This window comes from Streptomyces sp. NPDC006551 (assembly GCF_040611675.1).
Taxonomy (GTDB): domain Bacteria; phylum Actinomycetota; class Actinomycetes; order Streptomycetales; family Streptomycetaceae; genus Streptomyces.
This window is the reverse complement of the sequence record NZ_JBEXOT010000003.1, coordinates 246,090-260,923: the sequence shown is the minus strand read 5'-3', so window position 1 is coordinate 260,923 and position 14,834 is coordinate 246,090. Positions and strand designations below refer to the sequence as shown.

Sequence of the window (14,834 nt, the reverse complement as noted above, 5' to 3'; positions counted from 1 at the left end):
CTCGTCGACCCGACAGCTGGGTCCGCCCTACAGCTGGGTGACGTCCAGCTCGCCCTCCGCGTACTGCTTGCGGATCACCTTCTTGTCGAACTTCCCCACGCTCGTCTTCGGCACCGCCGGGACGATCGCCCAGCGCTCCGGCAGCTGCCACTTGGCGATCCCGCCCTCGGTGGCGAGGAAGACCCTCAGCGACTCGTAGTCCGCCGTCGAGCCCTCCTTGAGGACGACGGTCGCGAGCGGCCGCTCGCCCCACTTCTCGTCCGGCACGGCGACGACGGCGGCCTCGGCGACCTCCGGGTGCGCCATGATCGCGTTCTCCAGCTCGACGCTCGAGATCCATTCGCCGCCGGACTTGATGACGTCCTTGGCGCGGTCGGTGAGCGTGAGGTACCCGTCCGGGCTGATGACGCCGACGTCTCCGGTCTTCAGCCAGCCGTCCTCGCTGAACTTGTCCGCCGGGCGGATCGGTTCGCCGTCGATCCCGCCGAAGTACGCGCCCGCGATCCAGGTGCCACGGACCTCCAGCTCGCCGGCCGACTCGCCGTCCCAGGGGAGGTGTTCACCGCCGGGACCGACGAGCCGGGCCTCGACACCGGCCGGGAAACGGCCCTGGGTGACGCGGTACGGCCACTGCTCCTCCTCGGTGAGACCGGCCGGAGGGTGGGCCATGGTGCCGAGCGGGGAGGTCTCCGTCATGCCCCAGGCGTGACAGAGGCGGACGCCGAGCTTGTCGTACGCCTCCATGAGGGAGGGCGGGCAGGCCGCGCCGCCGATGGTGACCTGACGCATGGACGAGAGGTCGCGCGGGTTGGCGGTGACCTCGGCGAGGAGGCCCTGCCAGATGGTGGGGACGGCGGCGGCGTGGCTGGGCTTCTCGCGCTCGATCATGTCGGCGAGCGGGGCCGGCTGGAGGAAGCGGTCCGGCATGAGCATGTTGATGCCGGTCATGAAGGTGGCGTGCGGCAGGCCCCAGGCGTTGACGTGGAACTGCGGGACCACGACGAGCGTCGTGTCCTTGTCCGTCAGCCCCATCGACTCGGCCATGTTCACCTGCATGGAGTGCAGGTAGATGGAACGGTGGGAGTAGACGACACCCTTGGGGTCGCCGGTGGTGCCGGAGGTGTAGCACATGGCGGCCGCGGAGCGCTCGTCGAGATCGGGCCAGTCGAAGGTGGTGGGGCGGGCGGCGATCAGCTCCTCGTAGTCGTGCACGCGGGGCGCCACGCCGTCGAGGACGGAACGGTCGCCGGGGCCCGACACCACGATGTGCTCGATGGTCGGCAGGTGCGGCAGCAACGGCGCCAGGAGGGGGAGCAGGGAGCCGTTGACGAGCACGACGCGGTCGGCGGCGTGGTTGACGATCCAGATGAGCTGCTCAGGGGGAAGCCGCAGGTTGAGGGTGTGGAGCACCGCGCCCATGGACGGGATCGCGAAGTACGCCTCGACATGCTCGGCGTTGTTCCACATGAGGGTGGCGACCCGCTGGTCGCCGGTGACTCCGAGCTCGTCGCGCAGGGCGTTCGCCAGCTGGGTCGCGCGTGCCCCCGTCTCCGCGAAGGTGCGGCGCTGCGGCTCGGGCTCACCGGTCCAGGTGGTGATCAGAGACTTCCCGTGGATCGTCATCCCGTGCTTCAGGATGCGGGTCACGGTCAGCTGTACGTCCTGCATGGTGCTCAGCACGGCGTCCTCCCGGTGGGCGCTACGTGGCAGTAAGGGTGTGCAGATTCTGCGCACGTACCGCGCGGTATGTCACTACCCGGGAGTACTGAAATGCCAGTGATCGCTGGCGAGGCGGGCTCTGGTCAGCGCACGGGGGCCAGCTCCGGGTCCTCGCGCAGCTTGCCGAGCGCTCTCGACACCGCGCTCTTGACCGTACCGATCGACACGCCGAGCACCTCAGCCGTCTGGGCCTCGCTGAGGTCTTCGTAGTACCGCAGGACGACCATCGCCCGCTGCCGGTCGGGGAGCTTCATCACGGCACGCCACATGGCGTCGTGCAGGACCTGCCGCTCGGCGGGGTCGGGCTCGGGCAGACCGGCCGGCTCCGGCAGTTCCTCGCAGGCGAACTCGTCGACCTTGCGCTTGCGCCACTGGGACGTGCGCGTGTTCAGCAGCGCACGGCGGACGTAGCCGTCCAGGGCGCGGTGGTCCTCGATCCGCTCCCAGGCGACGAAGGTCTTGGCCAGCGCTGTCTGCAGCAGATCCTCGGCGTCCGACGGGTTCGCGGTCAGCGAGCGCGCGGTGCGCAGCAGTACGGGCCCGCGAGCCCGTACGTACGAGGAGAAGGACGGGTAGCCGATGGTCGCGGCGGCCCCCAGGGCGACCGTGGAGGCGCCGGCGCAGACGGGGCCAGAGGGTGGCGGAGTCATGGCTCCACGCTAGAAGCGGCGACGATCCCGGGGATCGGCCCCAGGTCCCGAACCGCACTCCGCCTCAGGTTGTAGGGGCGAGGACGGCTGGACCTCCTGAAGGTGGAGTCGGGCGGGGGAACGGCTCAGGGTCGGCGGCCGGGGGGAGGGTGCCCGGGGGAGGCGCCCAGAGTGGTGCACCGGGGGTGGTGCGCCGGGGGGGACGGGCCGGGCGTCAGGCGCCGGGGCGGGAGGGCAGGGCAGGAGGAGGGGGAGCAGGAGGAGGGGGAGCAGGAGGAGGGGGAGCAGGCGCCTCAGGACTCGGGCAGGTACCTCAGGAGGCGGGCAGGCGCCTCAGGACTCGGGCAGGTACCTCAGGAGGCGGGCAGGACGTGAGCGACCGGGGCGTCGACCGAGTTGCGGTCGATCACCAGCCGGTTGCCGCCGTACGACTCCGCGACATTGCCCGCGTACTGGTGGATACGCCCGTACTCCCGCCAGGCCGTGGAGGGCAGCACGGCCTCCGTGTACAGCGCCGGCGCGCCGACCCAGCGCGCGAACCACAGCACCGCCGGAAGGTCTTCGGCCCCGGCCTTCCGCGCCTGCTCCATGTGGCGGACGCCGGTGTCGACGCTGCTGTAGAAACCGGGCAGATAGCCGTGGCGGCGGACCTCGCGATTCCAGGCGCGGACGAAGAGCAAGGTGGTCGCGGCACAGGACGTGTCGGTGATCCGATAGGCCTCCATGTCGAGGTAGAGCGGGCTTGAGGGGCCGATCCCAAGCGCGCGGGCCGCCTTCACGGCCTCACCGGCCTCCTGGGTGCCCTGGCGCCAGGGAGTGGAACCGATCGGGACGTCCTTCTTGTGCTCGGCGAAGACGCAGGGCGCCTGGGAGCCGACGAAGAGCGGGAGCAGCCGCCAGCCCATCGCATGCACCGAGGCCACCCAGGACGGGGTGAGGTGCCGCTGGGTGAGGCACCCTCGGCCCCGGCCTCCGAAGTAGATGCCGACGGCCTGGTACGGGGAGGTGCGCCAGGCCTTCATCACCGCGAGAGAGGGCGCCTCGCAGGTGTCGAAGGCCCGGCCCAGGAGGTGCTGGTACGGGGCGGGAACGGGGGCTGCGGGCGGTGCCGGGGCGGGGGATGCGGTGTCGGGGGGCGCGGTGTCGGGGGACGTGGTGTCGGGGGACGTGGTGTCGGGGGACGTGGATGCGGCCGGCGAGGGGTCGGCCGGCGGTGCGAAGGCCGGGGCAGGGGTGTCGGCGTGGGCGGGCGGGGCGGAGGCCGGGGCAGGGGTGTCGGCGTGGGCGGGCGGGGCGGAGGCCGGGGCAGGCGCGCCGGCGTGGGCGGGCGGTGCGGAGGCCGCTTCCGGGGGCGACGGCGCCGATGCCGGGGCGGCGAGCACCGCGACGGTGAGCGCGGCCGCCACGGTGGGGCCCAGGACCCGCGCCCGTACGGACCGGTGGTGAGGCCCCGTCACGTTCAGGGAGCTTTCCATGGGGCGAGTGAAGAGCCACCCGCCCGGCCCGGCCACCGCTCGGGCCGTCGCCTCAGCCGTCCGTGCCCAGGATCAACCCGGACGTGGGAACCCCGGTGCCTGCCGTGACCAGCGTCCTGGCCACGCCGGGTATCTGGTTCACGGATGTGCCGCGCACCTGCCGTACCGCCTCCGCGATGCCGTTCATCCCGTGCAGATACGCCTCACCCAGCTGTCCTCCGTGCGTGTTCAGCGGCAGCGCCTCCGCCGCCACGAAGTCCGCCGCCTCCCCCCGTCCGCAGAACCCGAACTCCTCCAACTGCATCAGTACGAACGGAGTGAAGTGGTCGTAGAGGATGCCGACGTCGATGTCGTCCGGGCCGAGCCCCGAGCTCTGCCACAGCTGCCGCGCCACCACGCCCATCTCCGGGAGCCCGGTCAGGTCGTCGCGGTAGAAGCTGGTCATCGCCTCCTGGGCGCGCCCGGCGCCCTGGGCGGCGGCGACGATCAGCGCGGGCGGATGCCGCAGGTCGCGGGCCCGCTCGGCGGAGGTGACGACGATCGCCTGTCCGCCGTCGGTCTCCTGGCAGCAGTCGAGGAGGCGGAGCGGCTCCACGATCCAGCGCGAGGCGGCGTGGTCTGCGAGGGTGATCGGCTTCCCGTAGAAGTACGCGGCGGGGTTGCGGGCCGCGTGGCGGCGGTCGGTGACGGCGACATGGCCGAAGGCCTCCGGCGTCAGGCCATACGTGTGGAGATAGCGCTGGGCGGTCATGGCGACCCACGAGGCCGGAGTGAGCAGCCCGAACGGAAGCTGCCAGCCCAGCGCGGCGCCCTCGGCCGAGGGCTCGCGCCGCTGGACGCCGGACCCGAAGCGGCGGCCCGAGCGTTCGTTGAACGCGCGGTAGCAGACGACGACTTCGGCGACCCCGGTGGCGACGGCGAGGGCGGCCTGCTGGACGGTGGCGCAGGCGGCTCCGCCGCCGTAGTGGATGCGGGAGAAGAACGACAGTTCGCCGATGCCGGCCGCTTGGGCGACGGTGATCTCTGGACTGGTGTCCATGGTGAACGTGACCAGGCCGTCGACGTCGCCGGGGGTGAGACCGGCGTCGTCGAGGGCCGTGTGCACGGCCTCGACGGCGAGCTTGAGCTCGCTGCGGCCGGAGTCCTTGGAGAACTCGGTCGCACCGATACCGGCGATGGCGGCGCGGCCGCCGAGGGTGTCGGCCCTGCGGATGCTCACGGCGCTCCCTTCCCGGCGCGCTCGGGCAGGGTCACGGTCACCGTGCCGGTGACATGGTGGCCGAGACGGTTGGCGCCCACGACCCGCACCTGGACCGTGGCGCCGTCGACCTCCGTGACCGTGCCGGTCAAGGTCATGGTGTCGCCCGGATAATTGGGGGCGCCGAGCCGTATCGCCACCTTGCGGAGGACGGCGCCGGGACCGAAGTGGTCGGTGATGTACCGACCCACGAGGCCGTTGGTCGTCAGGATGTTCATGAAGATGTCCGGGGAGCCCTTCTCCTTCGCGAGCTCCGCGTCGTGGTGCACGTCCTGGTAGTCGCGCGAGGCGACCGCTCCGGCGACGATCAGTGTGCGGGTGATCGGGATGTCCAGCGGCGGCAGTTCGTCCCCGGCGTTCATGACAGGTCTCCGTTCGCGAGCAGGTCGCCGAGTTCGGCGAGGAGTTCGGTGCCGCAGCCGAGGTACGCGTCGAGCTGTCTGCCCCAGAGGAAGTGCCGGTGGACGGGGTGGTCGAGATCTGCCCCCGTGCCACCGTGCAGATGCTGCCCGGCATGGACGACCCGCTTTCCGGCCTCGGAGGCCCACCAGGCGGCCGTCAGCGCCTGCTCCGCCGCCGGAAGGCCCTGGTCGTGGCGCCATGCCGCCTCGTACGCGGTGACCCGGATCGCCTCGGTGTCCATATGGGCGTCGGCGGCCCGGAGCTGCACCGCCTGGCGGGTGGCGAGCGGGCGCCCGAACTGCTCGCGTACGGAGGTGTGGGCAACGGCCCGGGCGAGTGACCCGGCGCAGACCCCGGCCTGAAGCCCGGCGAAGGCGATCCGGGCCATGGCCAGCACGTCCTCATAGGCCCCGACGCCCTCGATCCGCTCGGCTCGGGCGCTGCCGATCCGGTGGCCTCGGGCACGGCCGATCCGCTTGGCTCGAGCGCTGCCGATCCGGTGGCCTCGGGCACGGCCGATCCGCTCGGCTCGGGCGCCGTCGAGGACGAGCCGCCCGGCGGCCCAGGGGGCGGTGAGCTCGACGGGTGTCACGGACGCCTCCGCCGTGGGCACCCACCAGAGCGCGCGCTCCTCGTCCGGCACGAGAACGTGGGTGGCGTCCCTGAGCCAGGGCACCCAGTCCACCGCTCCCGCGAGGCGGCCGTCACTGTCGGCGCGTACCGCCCCCGGCCCGGGAAAGGCCCCGGTCACCACCGTCGTACCGTCTCTCAGCCCGGGCAGCAGTCGGGCTCGCTGTTCGTCCGTACCGTGCCGGGCGACGGTGAGGAGTCCGTACACACAGCTCGCCGTGAACGGCACCTGTGCGGTCGTCCGCCCCTGTTCCTCGGCCAGCAGGACGAGTCCGAGCAGTCCGGTCTCCTCGACGGCTCCCGGCAGCCCGGCCGCGCACAGTGCCTTCCACAGTCCGGCGTCCGAATCCGTGCCGGCGTCCTTGAGCCGTTCGTGCGTGGCGAGATCACCGAAGATCCGCGCCGCGAGCTCCACGGCCGCGGTCTGCTCCTCCGTGGGGGTGAAGTCCATGTCAGACCTCGCTCCCCGCCGCCGCCCGGAAGACGGGCAGCTCCAGCTCCTCGTCCACGCGGCGGAACTCCAGCTGGACCGGCATCCCGATCCGGACCTTGTCGTAGGGCACTCCGACCACATTGCTGACCATCCGGACGCCCTCGGCGAGTTCGATCAGCCCGACGGCGTACGGGGGGTCGAAGGCGGGGAAGGGCGGGTGGTGCATCACGACGTACGAGAAGACGGTGCCGGACCCGCTCGCCTCGACGGCGTCCCACTCCTGCGAGCCGCAGGCGTTGCAGCCCGGCAGCCAGGGAAAGCGCGGCGTCGCGCACTCCGCGCACCGCTGGATGAGCAGCCGGTGCGCGGCGACGCCCTCCCAGAATTCGGCGTTGTCCCGGTTGATCACGGGCCGTGGCCGCTTCCCCCAACTTCTCTTCGACGCCGGGGCGTACTTGAGGATGCGGAATCGGTGGGTTCCGGCGAGTTCACCGCCCGCCCGCACGTCCATGCGGGTCGTGACGAAGTGCCCGGTCCCGAGCTTGGTGGTCTTGCGCTCCGACACCGACTCGATCACCGCGTCGAAGGTGATCACATCGCCGGGCTTCAGGGGCCGCAGATACTCCTGCTCGCAGTCGGTGGCGACGACCGAGGTGTATCCCGCGCCGTCGAGGAGCGCGAGCAGCCCGTCGTACGCCTCGGAGCGGTCGGTGTGCCCGGAGAGGCCACCCATCGTCCACGCCTGGAGCATGGTCGGCGGCGCGACGGCGTCCGGTCCCCTGTACGCCGTGTTGGTGTCGCCCATGGCCTCGCACCAGTGCCGGATCATCGGTGCGTTGACGGGGTCCTTGCCGGCGCCCGCGATGGCGGCGGCCCGTCCCTCGTACGCCTTCAGCCGCTCCTGAATGCCATCGACCTCCGCGACCCCTGCGGCCTCCGCGGCCTCCTCGACCCCCGCGACCCCCGCGGCCTCCGCGGCCTCCGCCATCTTCCTGACCTGCCCGAGCTGCCCGACCTGCCTCATCGGCCCGACCGGCCCGCTCTCCTTGGTGTCGTTCACCGGCGCCCACCTCCCCTCTGCGCACGCCCCATGCCGAGTCGCATCGTGGCGACGATCTCGCGCTGCACCTCGCTCACCCCTCCCCCGAAGGTGTTGATCTGTGCGGCGCGGTTCATCCGCTCGAGCTCACCGCCGTCGAACTCCCCCGGCGACCCCGCCCTCACCAGCCCCGCCCCGCCCGCGATCTCCTGACACATTCGATACACCTCGACCGCCGATTCGGTTCCCACGAACTTCACTCCGCTCGCGTCCCCGGGGGCGAGCCGACCGGCCCCCACATCGGCCACCAAACGCCAGTTGAGGAGGCGTGTCGCCGCCAGCCGGGCATGTGCTTCGGCGGCCCGGATCCGCACCCACGGCTCGTCAATGCGGCGCCACCCAGTCGCCGGATCGGGTGTACCGGCCCGGCGGAGCGCGGCCTTGTAGAAGTCCTCGGCCTGCATGCCGATGGCGGCGAGCGCGACCCGTTCGTGATTGAGCTGGTCGGTGATCAGCCCCCAGCCGGTGTTCTCCGCACCGACCAGATTTCCCGCGGGGACACGGATGCCGTCGTAGTAGGTCGCCGTCGTCGTCAGCCCGCCGACGGTCTCGATCGGGGTCCACGAGAAGCCGGGGTCGTTCGTGGGGACGAGGACGATGGAGATGCCCTGGTGCCTGGGGGCGTCGGGGTCGGTGCGGCAGGCGAGCCAGATCCAGTCGGCGTTCTGGGCGTTCGAGGTGAAGATCTTCTGCCCGTCGATCAGCCAAAAGTCCCCGTCCCGTACCGCCTTCGTGCGCAGCGAGGCAAGGTCGGTGCCGGCCTCGGGCTCGCTGTACCCGATGGCGAAGACGGTCTCCCCGCGCAGGATCCCGGGCAGGAGGGTGGCCTTCTGCTCCTCGGTGCCGTACTTCATGAGGGTCGGGCCGACCGTGTTGAGGGTGACCATGGAGACGGGGGCACCGGCCCGGTAGGCCTCGTCGAAGAAGACGAACTGCTCGTCGGGACCGCGGCCCTGGCCGCCGTACTCCTCGGGCCAGCCGAGCCCGAGCATGCCGTCGCCGCCGATCCGGCGGAGGAGTCGCCGCTGCGCGGCGGTGTCGGAGGCGTGCGGCGGGCCGTCGGGCATCACATCGCGGAAGTACGCGCGGAGTTCGGCGCGCAGCCGCAGCTGCCGCTCGGTCGGGGCGAGGTGCACGGCGACGACCTCCCGGGTCGGACGAGGTTTCTGACTGTCCGTCAGCTACATGACTCCTGTCAAGGTCACGAACGCCGCCCGGCTCGCGACGTCCCAGCAACACGGGAACGGCCTGTACACCGGCACCGAAGTACCGCCACCCGATTCCTCCTCAAGCGTGAGGACAAGTCGACGAACCTTCTCCACGCCCCCAACGTCGCGGCTCAGCGCCACGGAGGGCGGAGCGCGTGGGCGACACCACAGCGCACGCGTGACACGGGGGCGAAACCGCGGCGCCGCGAGGGGGAGCGATCCGGCCGATTTCCAGCCGATCCTCCCCACTTCCTTTCTTCGAACGCATGTACGAAACTAAATCCATGGCCATCTCCGACCGGCACGCCGCCACCCTGGCCCTCGCCTACGCGCTGTCCGCCGCAGAGCGCGGGCTTCCCGTCCTTCCGCTCTCCGCCACCAAGCTCCCCGCCGTGCCCTCACCCCACCGCCGGGACCCACGGCCGGCCCGCTGCCGCGGCGAATGCGGACTGCCCGGACACGGGGTGCACGACGCCACCACGGACCCCGCGGCCGTACGGGCCCTGTTCGCGGCCGCGCCCTGGGCCACCGGTTACGGCATCGCGTGCGGACGTCCGCCGCACCACCTGATCGGCGTCGATGTCGACGTCACACCGCCCCTGGACTCACCCCCGGGCGCCTCACCCCACTTGACCGCGGAGCTCCGGCACCTGGCCCTCACGCACCTGTTCACAATCCCGCCCACGGTCACGGTCCTCACGCCCAGCGGCGGCCGTCACCTGTGGCTGACCGGCCCACCGGACGTCGTGGTGCCCAACTCCGCGAGCCGCCTCGCCCCCGGCATCGACATCCGTGGCGCCGGCGGCTACCTGGTCGGCCCGGGCTCGGTCTCCACCCGGGGCGCGTACCGGCTCGCCCCCGGCGCAGCGAACCTCGCCCCCGCGCCCTGCCCCCGCGCCCTCCTGACCCTGCTCGCACCCCCCACACCACCGACGCGCCCCCACCGCGCCGGGCCGCCCCACGGCGAGGGTCTGATCCACTTCGTCCGCACGGCCCACGAGGGCCAACGCAACACCCGCCTGTTCTGGGCCGCCTGCCGCGCCTACGAGAACGGTCTCGGCGACACCCTCACCGAAGCCCTCACCTCAGCGGCGATCCACACGGGCCTCCCCGAACACGAGGCCCGCGCCACGATCCTCTCGGCCGCCCGCCTGACCAGCCGCAGCCCCGCCCCCTCAGCGAACGCCGAAGGCGGGCCCCCGATTCGGAGACCCGCCCTCTGACCTGCTACTTCTCTGACCTGCAAGCGGTGGGTGTGGGATTTGAACCCACGGTGACATCGCTGCCACGACGGTTTTCAAGACCGTTCCCTTAGGCCGCTCGGGCAACCCACCCACGCCCCGCACTCACCTGCTGCGGAGCGGGACACAGCCTACCGGCTGGCGGCCGGAACCCGTCAGCTCTGAACACAGGATGACCACAGCCCCACTCACCGGCCGCGAGAACCATCCCGGCATGCGCTCTGACTGTCGCCCTCGCGCCGTGCCGCAGGGAGCATGAGCGCGCTCCGGATGCTTCTCGCCAGTGACGCTACCGTCCACCCCGAGGTCGACGCGCGCCTCCTCGTGGGAGTTGTCGATCCCGCGGACAACGGCGCGGTTTCGCTCGCAGGAGGCCCACCGCAAGGCCCTCCCGAAGGAGGACCTGAAGACTCCGCTCGCTGAAAAGCCGTACTCACTCCGCCACGCGGGCGTCTCCCTGTGGATCAAGGCGGGCGTCGACCCGGTCGAAGTCACCCGCCGCGCCGGCCACAGCATCGCGGTCCTCTGGCGCTTCTGCGCGAAGATCCTGCGGGGCCGGCAGCACAAGGCGAACGAGCTCATCGGCGCCGCGCTGGACGCTTGAACTCGCCATCACCGATACCTCCCGGGGCCAATTCCGCTGCCTGCACTGCGTGTTGGTCGCGTGAACTAGTCTCAGCGCCATGGCTGCACAGAAGCGGATAGTCGCGCTGACAGCACTGCTGAGTGCGCTCTGCGGCTCGGCATCGACAGCGGGTGTGGTCGTTGCGATGAGCGGAAACGGCACTGTCTCGGTGGAGGCTCACAGGGCCGAGCCGCAGACACGCGAGGACTACCTTCGGCTCTGGGAGGCGGCTCTGGCGAAGTCCGGTAAGCAGCTACCGGCCAACGTGGACAGGATGACCGACCGGGAGATCTTCGAAGCGATGTGGTCGGAGTGGCGAAAATACGCCGTTCTTGAAAAGCAGCCCACGGGCCCGGCTGGCTGAGACAAATCGGCGACGGGCCTCTCTCCGCTCCGAGAGGGCCCCGTCGCTGCATGACCATCCAGGAATCACACACCGTTGGCGGTGTTGATCACCGCAGCCGCATAGCTTCCGTGTTCAGAAGGGAACAGGTCATCATCGGCCCGCTCCTGCCGCGGAAGTCGCTGGTGTCCGCCCGAAGCTCGCCCGGAAACCGATCGCGGCCTTCAAGACCGTTCCCTCAGGCCGCTCGGGCAACCCACCCCGCGCCAGGGCCCGTCAGGGGTGGCGCGGGGGGATGCCTAGCCGGTCAGTTGTCGCCCGTGCGTTCGCCGAGGGTGACCGTGGTGGTCGACGTCTTGCCGTCGCGTTCGTAGGTGACCTTGACCGAGTCGCCCGGCTTGTGGGTCCAGATCTCGCTGATCAGGGTCGGGCCGCTGTCGATCTGACGGTCGCCGAAGCCGGTGATCACGTCGCCCGCCTTCAGGCCCGCCTTCGCCGCCGGGCCGTTCGGGGTGACCGGCGGCGTACCGCCCGCGCCCTGGTCCGCGATGGTCGCGCCCTCGCCCTCTTCGGTCATGTTCACCGTCGCGCCGATCACCGGGTAGACCGGCTTGCCCGTCTTGATCAGCTGCTCGGCCACGTTCTTGGCCTGGTTGACCGGGATCGCGAAGCCGAGGCCGATCGAGCCCGCCTGGGACTGGCCGAAACCGTTGCCGGTCGACTGGATCGCCGAGTTGATGCCGATCACCGCGCCGCTGGCGTCGAGCAGCGGGCCGCCGGAGTTGCCCGGGTTGATCGAGGCGTCGGTCTGCAGGGCGCTCATGTACGAGTTCTTGCCGCTGGAGCCGTCGCCCGAGGCGACCGGGCGGTTCTTGGCGCTGATGATGCCGGTGGTGACCGTGTTCGACAGCCCGAAGGGCGCGCCGATCGCGATCGTCGAGTCGCCCACCGCCACGCTGTCGGAGTTGCCGAGCGGCAGCGGAGTCAGACCCTCCGGCGCCTCCTTCAGCTTCAGGACGGCCACGTCGTAACCCTCGGCCCGGCCGACCACCTGGGCGTCGTACGTCTTCCCGTTGGAGAAGGTGGCCGAGAGCGTGCCGCCGCCCTCCGCCGCGGAGGCCACCACGTGATTGTTGGTGACGATGTGGCCTTCCTTGTCGTAGACGAAGCCGGTGCCCGTGCCGCCCTCGCCCTCGTTGCCGCCGGACTTCGCCTGGATGGTCACGACGCTCGGCAGCGCCTTGTTGGCCACGGCCGCGACCGTGCCCGGGTCGCGCTTGAAGGAGGCCGGGGAGTCGCCCGCGGACACCGTCGTCGAACTCGTGCCGGTCTCCCCGCGCTCGGCCGCCCAGTAACCGATGCCACCGCCGACGCCGCCGGCCACCAGAGCGGCCGCGAGGACCGCCGCGACGAGGCCACCGGTCCGCTTGCGGGGGCCCGCCGGCGCGGGCGGGACGGGCGCGCCCCAGGCCGGCATGGTCGGCGGAGGCGGAGACCAGCCGCCCGCGTGCCCCGACGCCTGCGCGGCTCCCGGGGCGTGCGCGGCCGGGGCGTGCGCGGACGCCCCGGCCGGAGCCTCGGCCGGGGGTGTCACAGGCAGCGGCGCCGTGGCGGGCTCGGACCGGGGGGAGTGTCCGGGCGCCGCCTCCGGCACCGCTGCCGGCTCGGGTGCGTCCACCGTCGACGCAGGCGGTACGGGAGGGGCGGGAGGCGTGGGAGGGGCGGACGGGGCAGTCGGGTCCGCCGGAACCTCCGTGCCCTCGTTCTCGGTGCTCACAGCTCTCTCCTCGTTTACTGCGCGGGTGGATGAAATGGGGCTCTGTGTGCGAACAGCTTTTCCCACAGGGCGTCAGGCCACTGTAAGCCGGAGCTGTGCGTCCGCACGCCTTTCTTTATTTACGGACAGAACGGACCTGATCCGGTACGACCGCCCCGCCAATGGCACCATGTCGCGGTGACCCACGCACGGCAGCACACGAACCGCGGCCCCGTCCAGGTGGTCGCCCACCGCGGAGCATCCGACGACGCCCCGGAACACACCCTCGCCGCTTATGTGAAAGCCATCGAGGACGGAGCCGACGCCCTCGAGTGCGATGTCCGCCTCACCGCCGACGGCCACCTCGTCTGCGTCCACGACCGGCGCGTCAACCGCACCTCCAACGGTCGCGGCGCCGTCTCCGCCCTGGAGCTCGCCGACCTCGCCGCCCTCGACTTCGGCGTCTGGAAGGGCCGCGAGGAGGCGGGCGAGAGCCCGGACTGGAAGGACCCGGGCCTCACCTCCGTACTGACCCTGGAACGGCTCCTCGAGCTGGTCTCCGACGCCGGGCGACGCGTCGAGCTGGCCATCGAGACCAAGCACCCCACCCGCTGGGCGGGCCAGGTGGAGGAGCGGCTGATCCAGTTGCTCCAGCGGTTCGGCCTCGCCGCACCGTCGGCCCCGGAGGACTCTCCCGTACGCGTCATGAGCTTCTCGGCCCGCTCGCTGCTCCGGATCGCGGCCGCGGCACCGCACCTGCCCACCGTCTCCCTGACGCAGTTCCTCACTCCCCGGCTGCGCGACGGGCGCCTGCCGGCGGGCGCCCGGATCGCCGGACCGTCGATCCGGATCGTCCGCCACCACCCCACCGTGATCATGCGGCTCCAGAAGGCCGGGCACCAGGTCCACGTGTGGACGGTGGACGATCCGGAGGATGTCGAGCTGTGCGAGCGGCTCGGTGTCGACGCGATCATCACCAACCGACCGAAGCAGGTCCTGTCCCAATTGGGACGCCTTTAGCCCCTTTCCCCTCCCGTATCGCGGCTTACACGGAGTGCACCGGCGCGTTCGGTCCGTACTCGATCGTCACGAGTGCGTCACCGCACGCGTATCGGCCGGTTTCCGGTCCAGTCCATTGGGGCATCCACACCGTGGCGTGGGGCAAAGGAGGTCTCGGGGGTGGCGTTGGTGGTGGCACAGGAGGTGCCCACGTCGTCGAGCATGGCCGTACCCCATGGCCCTGCGGGCGTGGGTAAGGCGCGACACCGTATGCGGGAGCAGTTGCACCGCAGCGGCATGTCCGAATCGGTCGTCGACGACGCGGTACTGATCCTTTCCGAATTGCTCAGCAATGCCTGCCGGCACGGCAGGCCGCTGGGCCGGGCAGAGATGGGCGACGGGGACGTCCGTGCGGCCTGGCACATCGACACGTCGGGCGGTCTGACGGTCGAGGTGACGGACGGCGGTGGTCCCACACGGCCTGTTCCGTCGACGCCCTCGGTCACCGCACGCGGCGGCCGCGGGCTGAACATCATCAGCGCGCTCGCCCGGGACTGGGGCGTACGGGACAGCGCGACCGGCGAGGTCACGGTCTGGGTGGTCGTCACCGAAGGCCATCGCCGCGAGGACTTCGCGGCCCGGGTCGGCGGCGGCTCCGGCTTCGACTTCCTGGACGCGTACGACGACCTTGACTGAACGGCGCGGGCGGCACGTACGACAACCCGAACCCCGGCCAGTGGGCACGACGGCCGGCGACGAACCCCGGCCGGTGGGGACGAGGACCAGGAACGAACCCCGGCCAGTGGGCACGACGGCCGGCGACGAACCCCGGCCGGTGGGGACGAGGACCACGACCGCGCGCTCGTACGGCCCGCACGACGACATGGACTGAACGTCGGGCGGACCGAACTCCCGGCCTGAACTCCCAGCCTGATCCCCGTGGCGCGTTCGGGCGGCTAGGCTCGCCCGACACAGAGCCGTGCACCGCGCACCGCA

The 14,834-nt window shown here is 71.5% G+C and carries 14 protein-coding genes and 1 tRNA gene; 5 read left to right on the top strand and 10 right to left on the bottom strand.

The features are described 5' to 3' along the window. Positions 1-27 precede the first annotated feature (27 nt). The 8 genes from ABZY12_RS05610 to ABZY12_RS05575 form a co-directional block, all read right to left on the bottom strand. Positions 28-1,680, bottom strand: a complete 1,653-nt coding sequence (locus ABZY12_RS05610) for a long-chain fatty acid--CoA ligase (protein ID WP_356887440.1) — start codon at positions 1,678-1,680, stop codon at positions 28-30. A 122-nt stretch (positions 1,681-1,802) separates the two neighbouring features. Continuing rightward, positions 1,803-2,369: a SigE family RNA polymerase sigma factor gene (locus ABZY12_RS05605; protein WP_356887438.1), complete on the bottom strand. Its 567-nt coding sequence runs from the start codon at positions 2,367-2,369 to the stop codon at positions 1,803-1,805. Positions 2,370-2,722: 353 nt separating this feature from the next. Beyond that, positions 2,723-3,844 carry a DUF1906 domain-containing protein gene (locus ABZY12_RS05600; RefSeq protein ID WP_356887436.1) on the bottom strand — a complete coding sequence of 374 codons (1,122 nt, stop codon included), beginning with the start codon at positions 3,842-3,844 and terminating at the stop codon, positions 2,723-2,725. A 52-nt stretch (positions 3,845-3,896) separates the two neighbouring features. Next, positions 3,897-5,063: a lipid-transfer protein gene (locus ABZY12_RS05595; RefSeq protein WP_356887434.1), complete on the bottom strand. Its 1,167-nt coding sequence runs from the start codon at positions 5,061-5,063 to the stop codon at positions 3,897-3,899. Then, complete coding sequence (locus tag ABZY12_RS05590; RefSeq protein WP_356887432.1) at positions 5,060-5,464, bottom strand: MaoC family dehydratase; 405 nt, start codon at positions 5,462-5,464, stop codon at positions 5,060-5,062. The genes ABZY12_RS05595 and ABZY12_RS05590 overlap by 4 nt, the downstream gene beginning before the upstream one ends. After that, the gene (locus tag ABZY12_RS05585) at positions 5,461-6,585 is read right to left on the bottom strand and encodes an acyl-CoA dehydrogenase family protein (protein ID WP_356887430.1); all 1,125 of its coding nucleotides are present in this window, start codon (positions 6,583-6,585) and stop codon (positions 5,461-5,463) included. Before ABZY12_RS05585 ends, ABZY12_RS05590 begins: the two co-directional genes overlap by 4 nt. A gap of 1 nt (position 6,586) precedes the next feature. After that, the gene (locus ABZY12_RS05580) at positions 6,587-7,627 is read right to left on the bottom strand and encodes a bifunctional MaoC family dehydratase N-terminal/OB-fold nucleic acid binding domain-containing protein (RefSeq protein WP_356887428.1); all 1,041 of its coding nucleotides are present in this window, start codon (positions 7,625-7,627) and stop codon (positions 6,587-6,589) included. After that, a complete protein-coding gene (locus ABZY12_RS05575) occupies positions 7,624-8,802 on the bottom strand; it encodes an acyl-CoA dehydrogenase family protein (protein ID WP_356887426.1) in 1,179 nt (392 codons plus the stop codon). Before ABZY12_RS05575 ends, ABZY12_RS05580 begins: the two co-directional genes overlap by 4 nt. Before the next feature lie 356 nt (positions 8,803-9,158). Here ABZY12_RS05575 and ABZY12_RS05570 point away from each other — a divergent pair, with 356 nt between their 5' ends. Further along, a complete protein-coding gene (locus ABZY12_RS05570) occupies positions 9,159-10,097 on the top strand; it encodes a bifunctional DNA primase/polymerase (RefSeq protein ID WP_356887424.1) in 939 nt (312 codons plus the stop codon). 24 nt (positions 10,098-10,121) lie between these two features. On the opposite strand, the gene ABZY12_RS05565 is transcribed toward ABZY12_RS05570, so the two are convergent. After that, positions 10,122-10,208 (bottom strand) — tRNA-Ser (locus ABZY12_RS05565). A 190-nt stretch (positions 10,209-10,398) separates the two neighbouring features. On the opposite strand from ABZY12_RS05565, the gene ABZY12_RS05560 reads away from it, so the two are divergent. Both ABZY12_RS05560 and ABZY12_RS05555 read left to right on the top strand, forming a co-directional pair. After that, positions 10,399-10,719, top strand: coding sequence for a hypothetical protein (locus tag ABZY12_RS05560; RefSeq protein ID WP_356887422.1), 321 nt, complete (start codon positions 10,399-10,401; stop codon positions 10,717-10,719). 79 nt (positions 10,720-10,798) lie between these two features. Beyond that, positions 10,799-11,104, top strand: a complete 306-nt coding sequence (locus tag ABZY12_RS05555; RefSeq protein ID WP_356887420.1) for a hypothetical protein — start codon at positions 10,799-10,801, stop codon at positions 11,102-11,104. 286 nt (positions 11,105-11,390) lie between these two features. On the opposite strand, the gene ABZY12_RS05550 is transcribed toward ABZY12_RS05555, so the two are convergent. After that, complete coding sequence (locus ABZY12_RS05550; RefSeq protein WP_356887418.1) at positions 11,391-12,860, bottom strand: trypsin-like peptidase domain-containing protein; 1,470 nt, start codon at positions 12,858-12,860, stop codon at positions 11,391-11,393. A gap of 177 nt (positions 12,861-13,037) precedes the next feature. Here ABZY12_RS05550 and ABZY12_RS05545 point away from each other — a divergent pair, with 177 nt between their 5' ends. Both ABZY12_RS05545 and ABZY12_RS05540 read left to right on the top strand, forming a co-directional pair. After that, a complete protein-coding gene (locus tag ABZY12_RS05545) occupies positions 13,038-13,859 on the top strand; it encodes a glycerophosphodiester phosphodiesterase (protein WP_356887416.1) in 822 nt (273 codons plus the stop codon). 72 nt (positions 13,860-13,931) lie between these two features. Next, a complete protein-coding gene (locus ABZY12_RS05540; RefSeq protein WP_356887414.1) occupies positions 13,932-14,534 on the top strand; it encodes an ATP-binding protein in 603 nt (200 codons plus the stop codon). Positions 14,535-14,834: the final 300 nt, after the last annotated feature.

Excerpts from the sequence above, each read along its gene's own strand:
- ABZY12_RS05605 (WP_356887438.1), bottom strand. The coding sequence starts at position 2,369 with ATGACTCCGCCACCCTCTGGCCCCGTCTGCGCCGGCGCCTCCACGGTC.
- ABZY12_RS05600 (WP_356887436.1), bottom strand. The coding sequence starts at position 3,844 with ATGGAAAGCTCCCTGAACGTGACGGGGCCTCACCACCGGTCCGTACGG.
- ABZY12_RS05590 (WP_356887432.1), bottom strand. The coding sequence starts at position 5,464 with ATGAACGCCGGGGACGAACTGCCGCCGCTGGACATCCCGATCACCCGC.
- ABZY12_RS05585 (WP_356887430.1), bottom strand. The coding sequence starts at position 6,585 with ATGGACTTCACCCCCACGGAGGAGCAGACCGCGGCCGTGGAGCTCGCG.
- ABZY12_RS05570 (WP_356887424.1), top strand. The coding sequence starts at position 9,159 with ATGGCCATCTCCGACCGGCACGCCGCCACCCTGGCCCTCGCCTACGCG.
- ABZY12_RS05555 (WP_356887420.1), top strand. The coding sequence starts at position 10,799 with ATGGCTGCACAGAAGCGGATAGTCGCGCTGACAGCACTGCTGAGTGCG.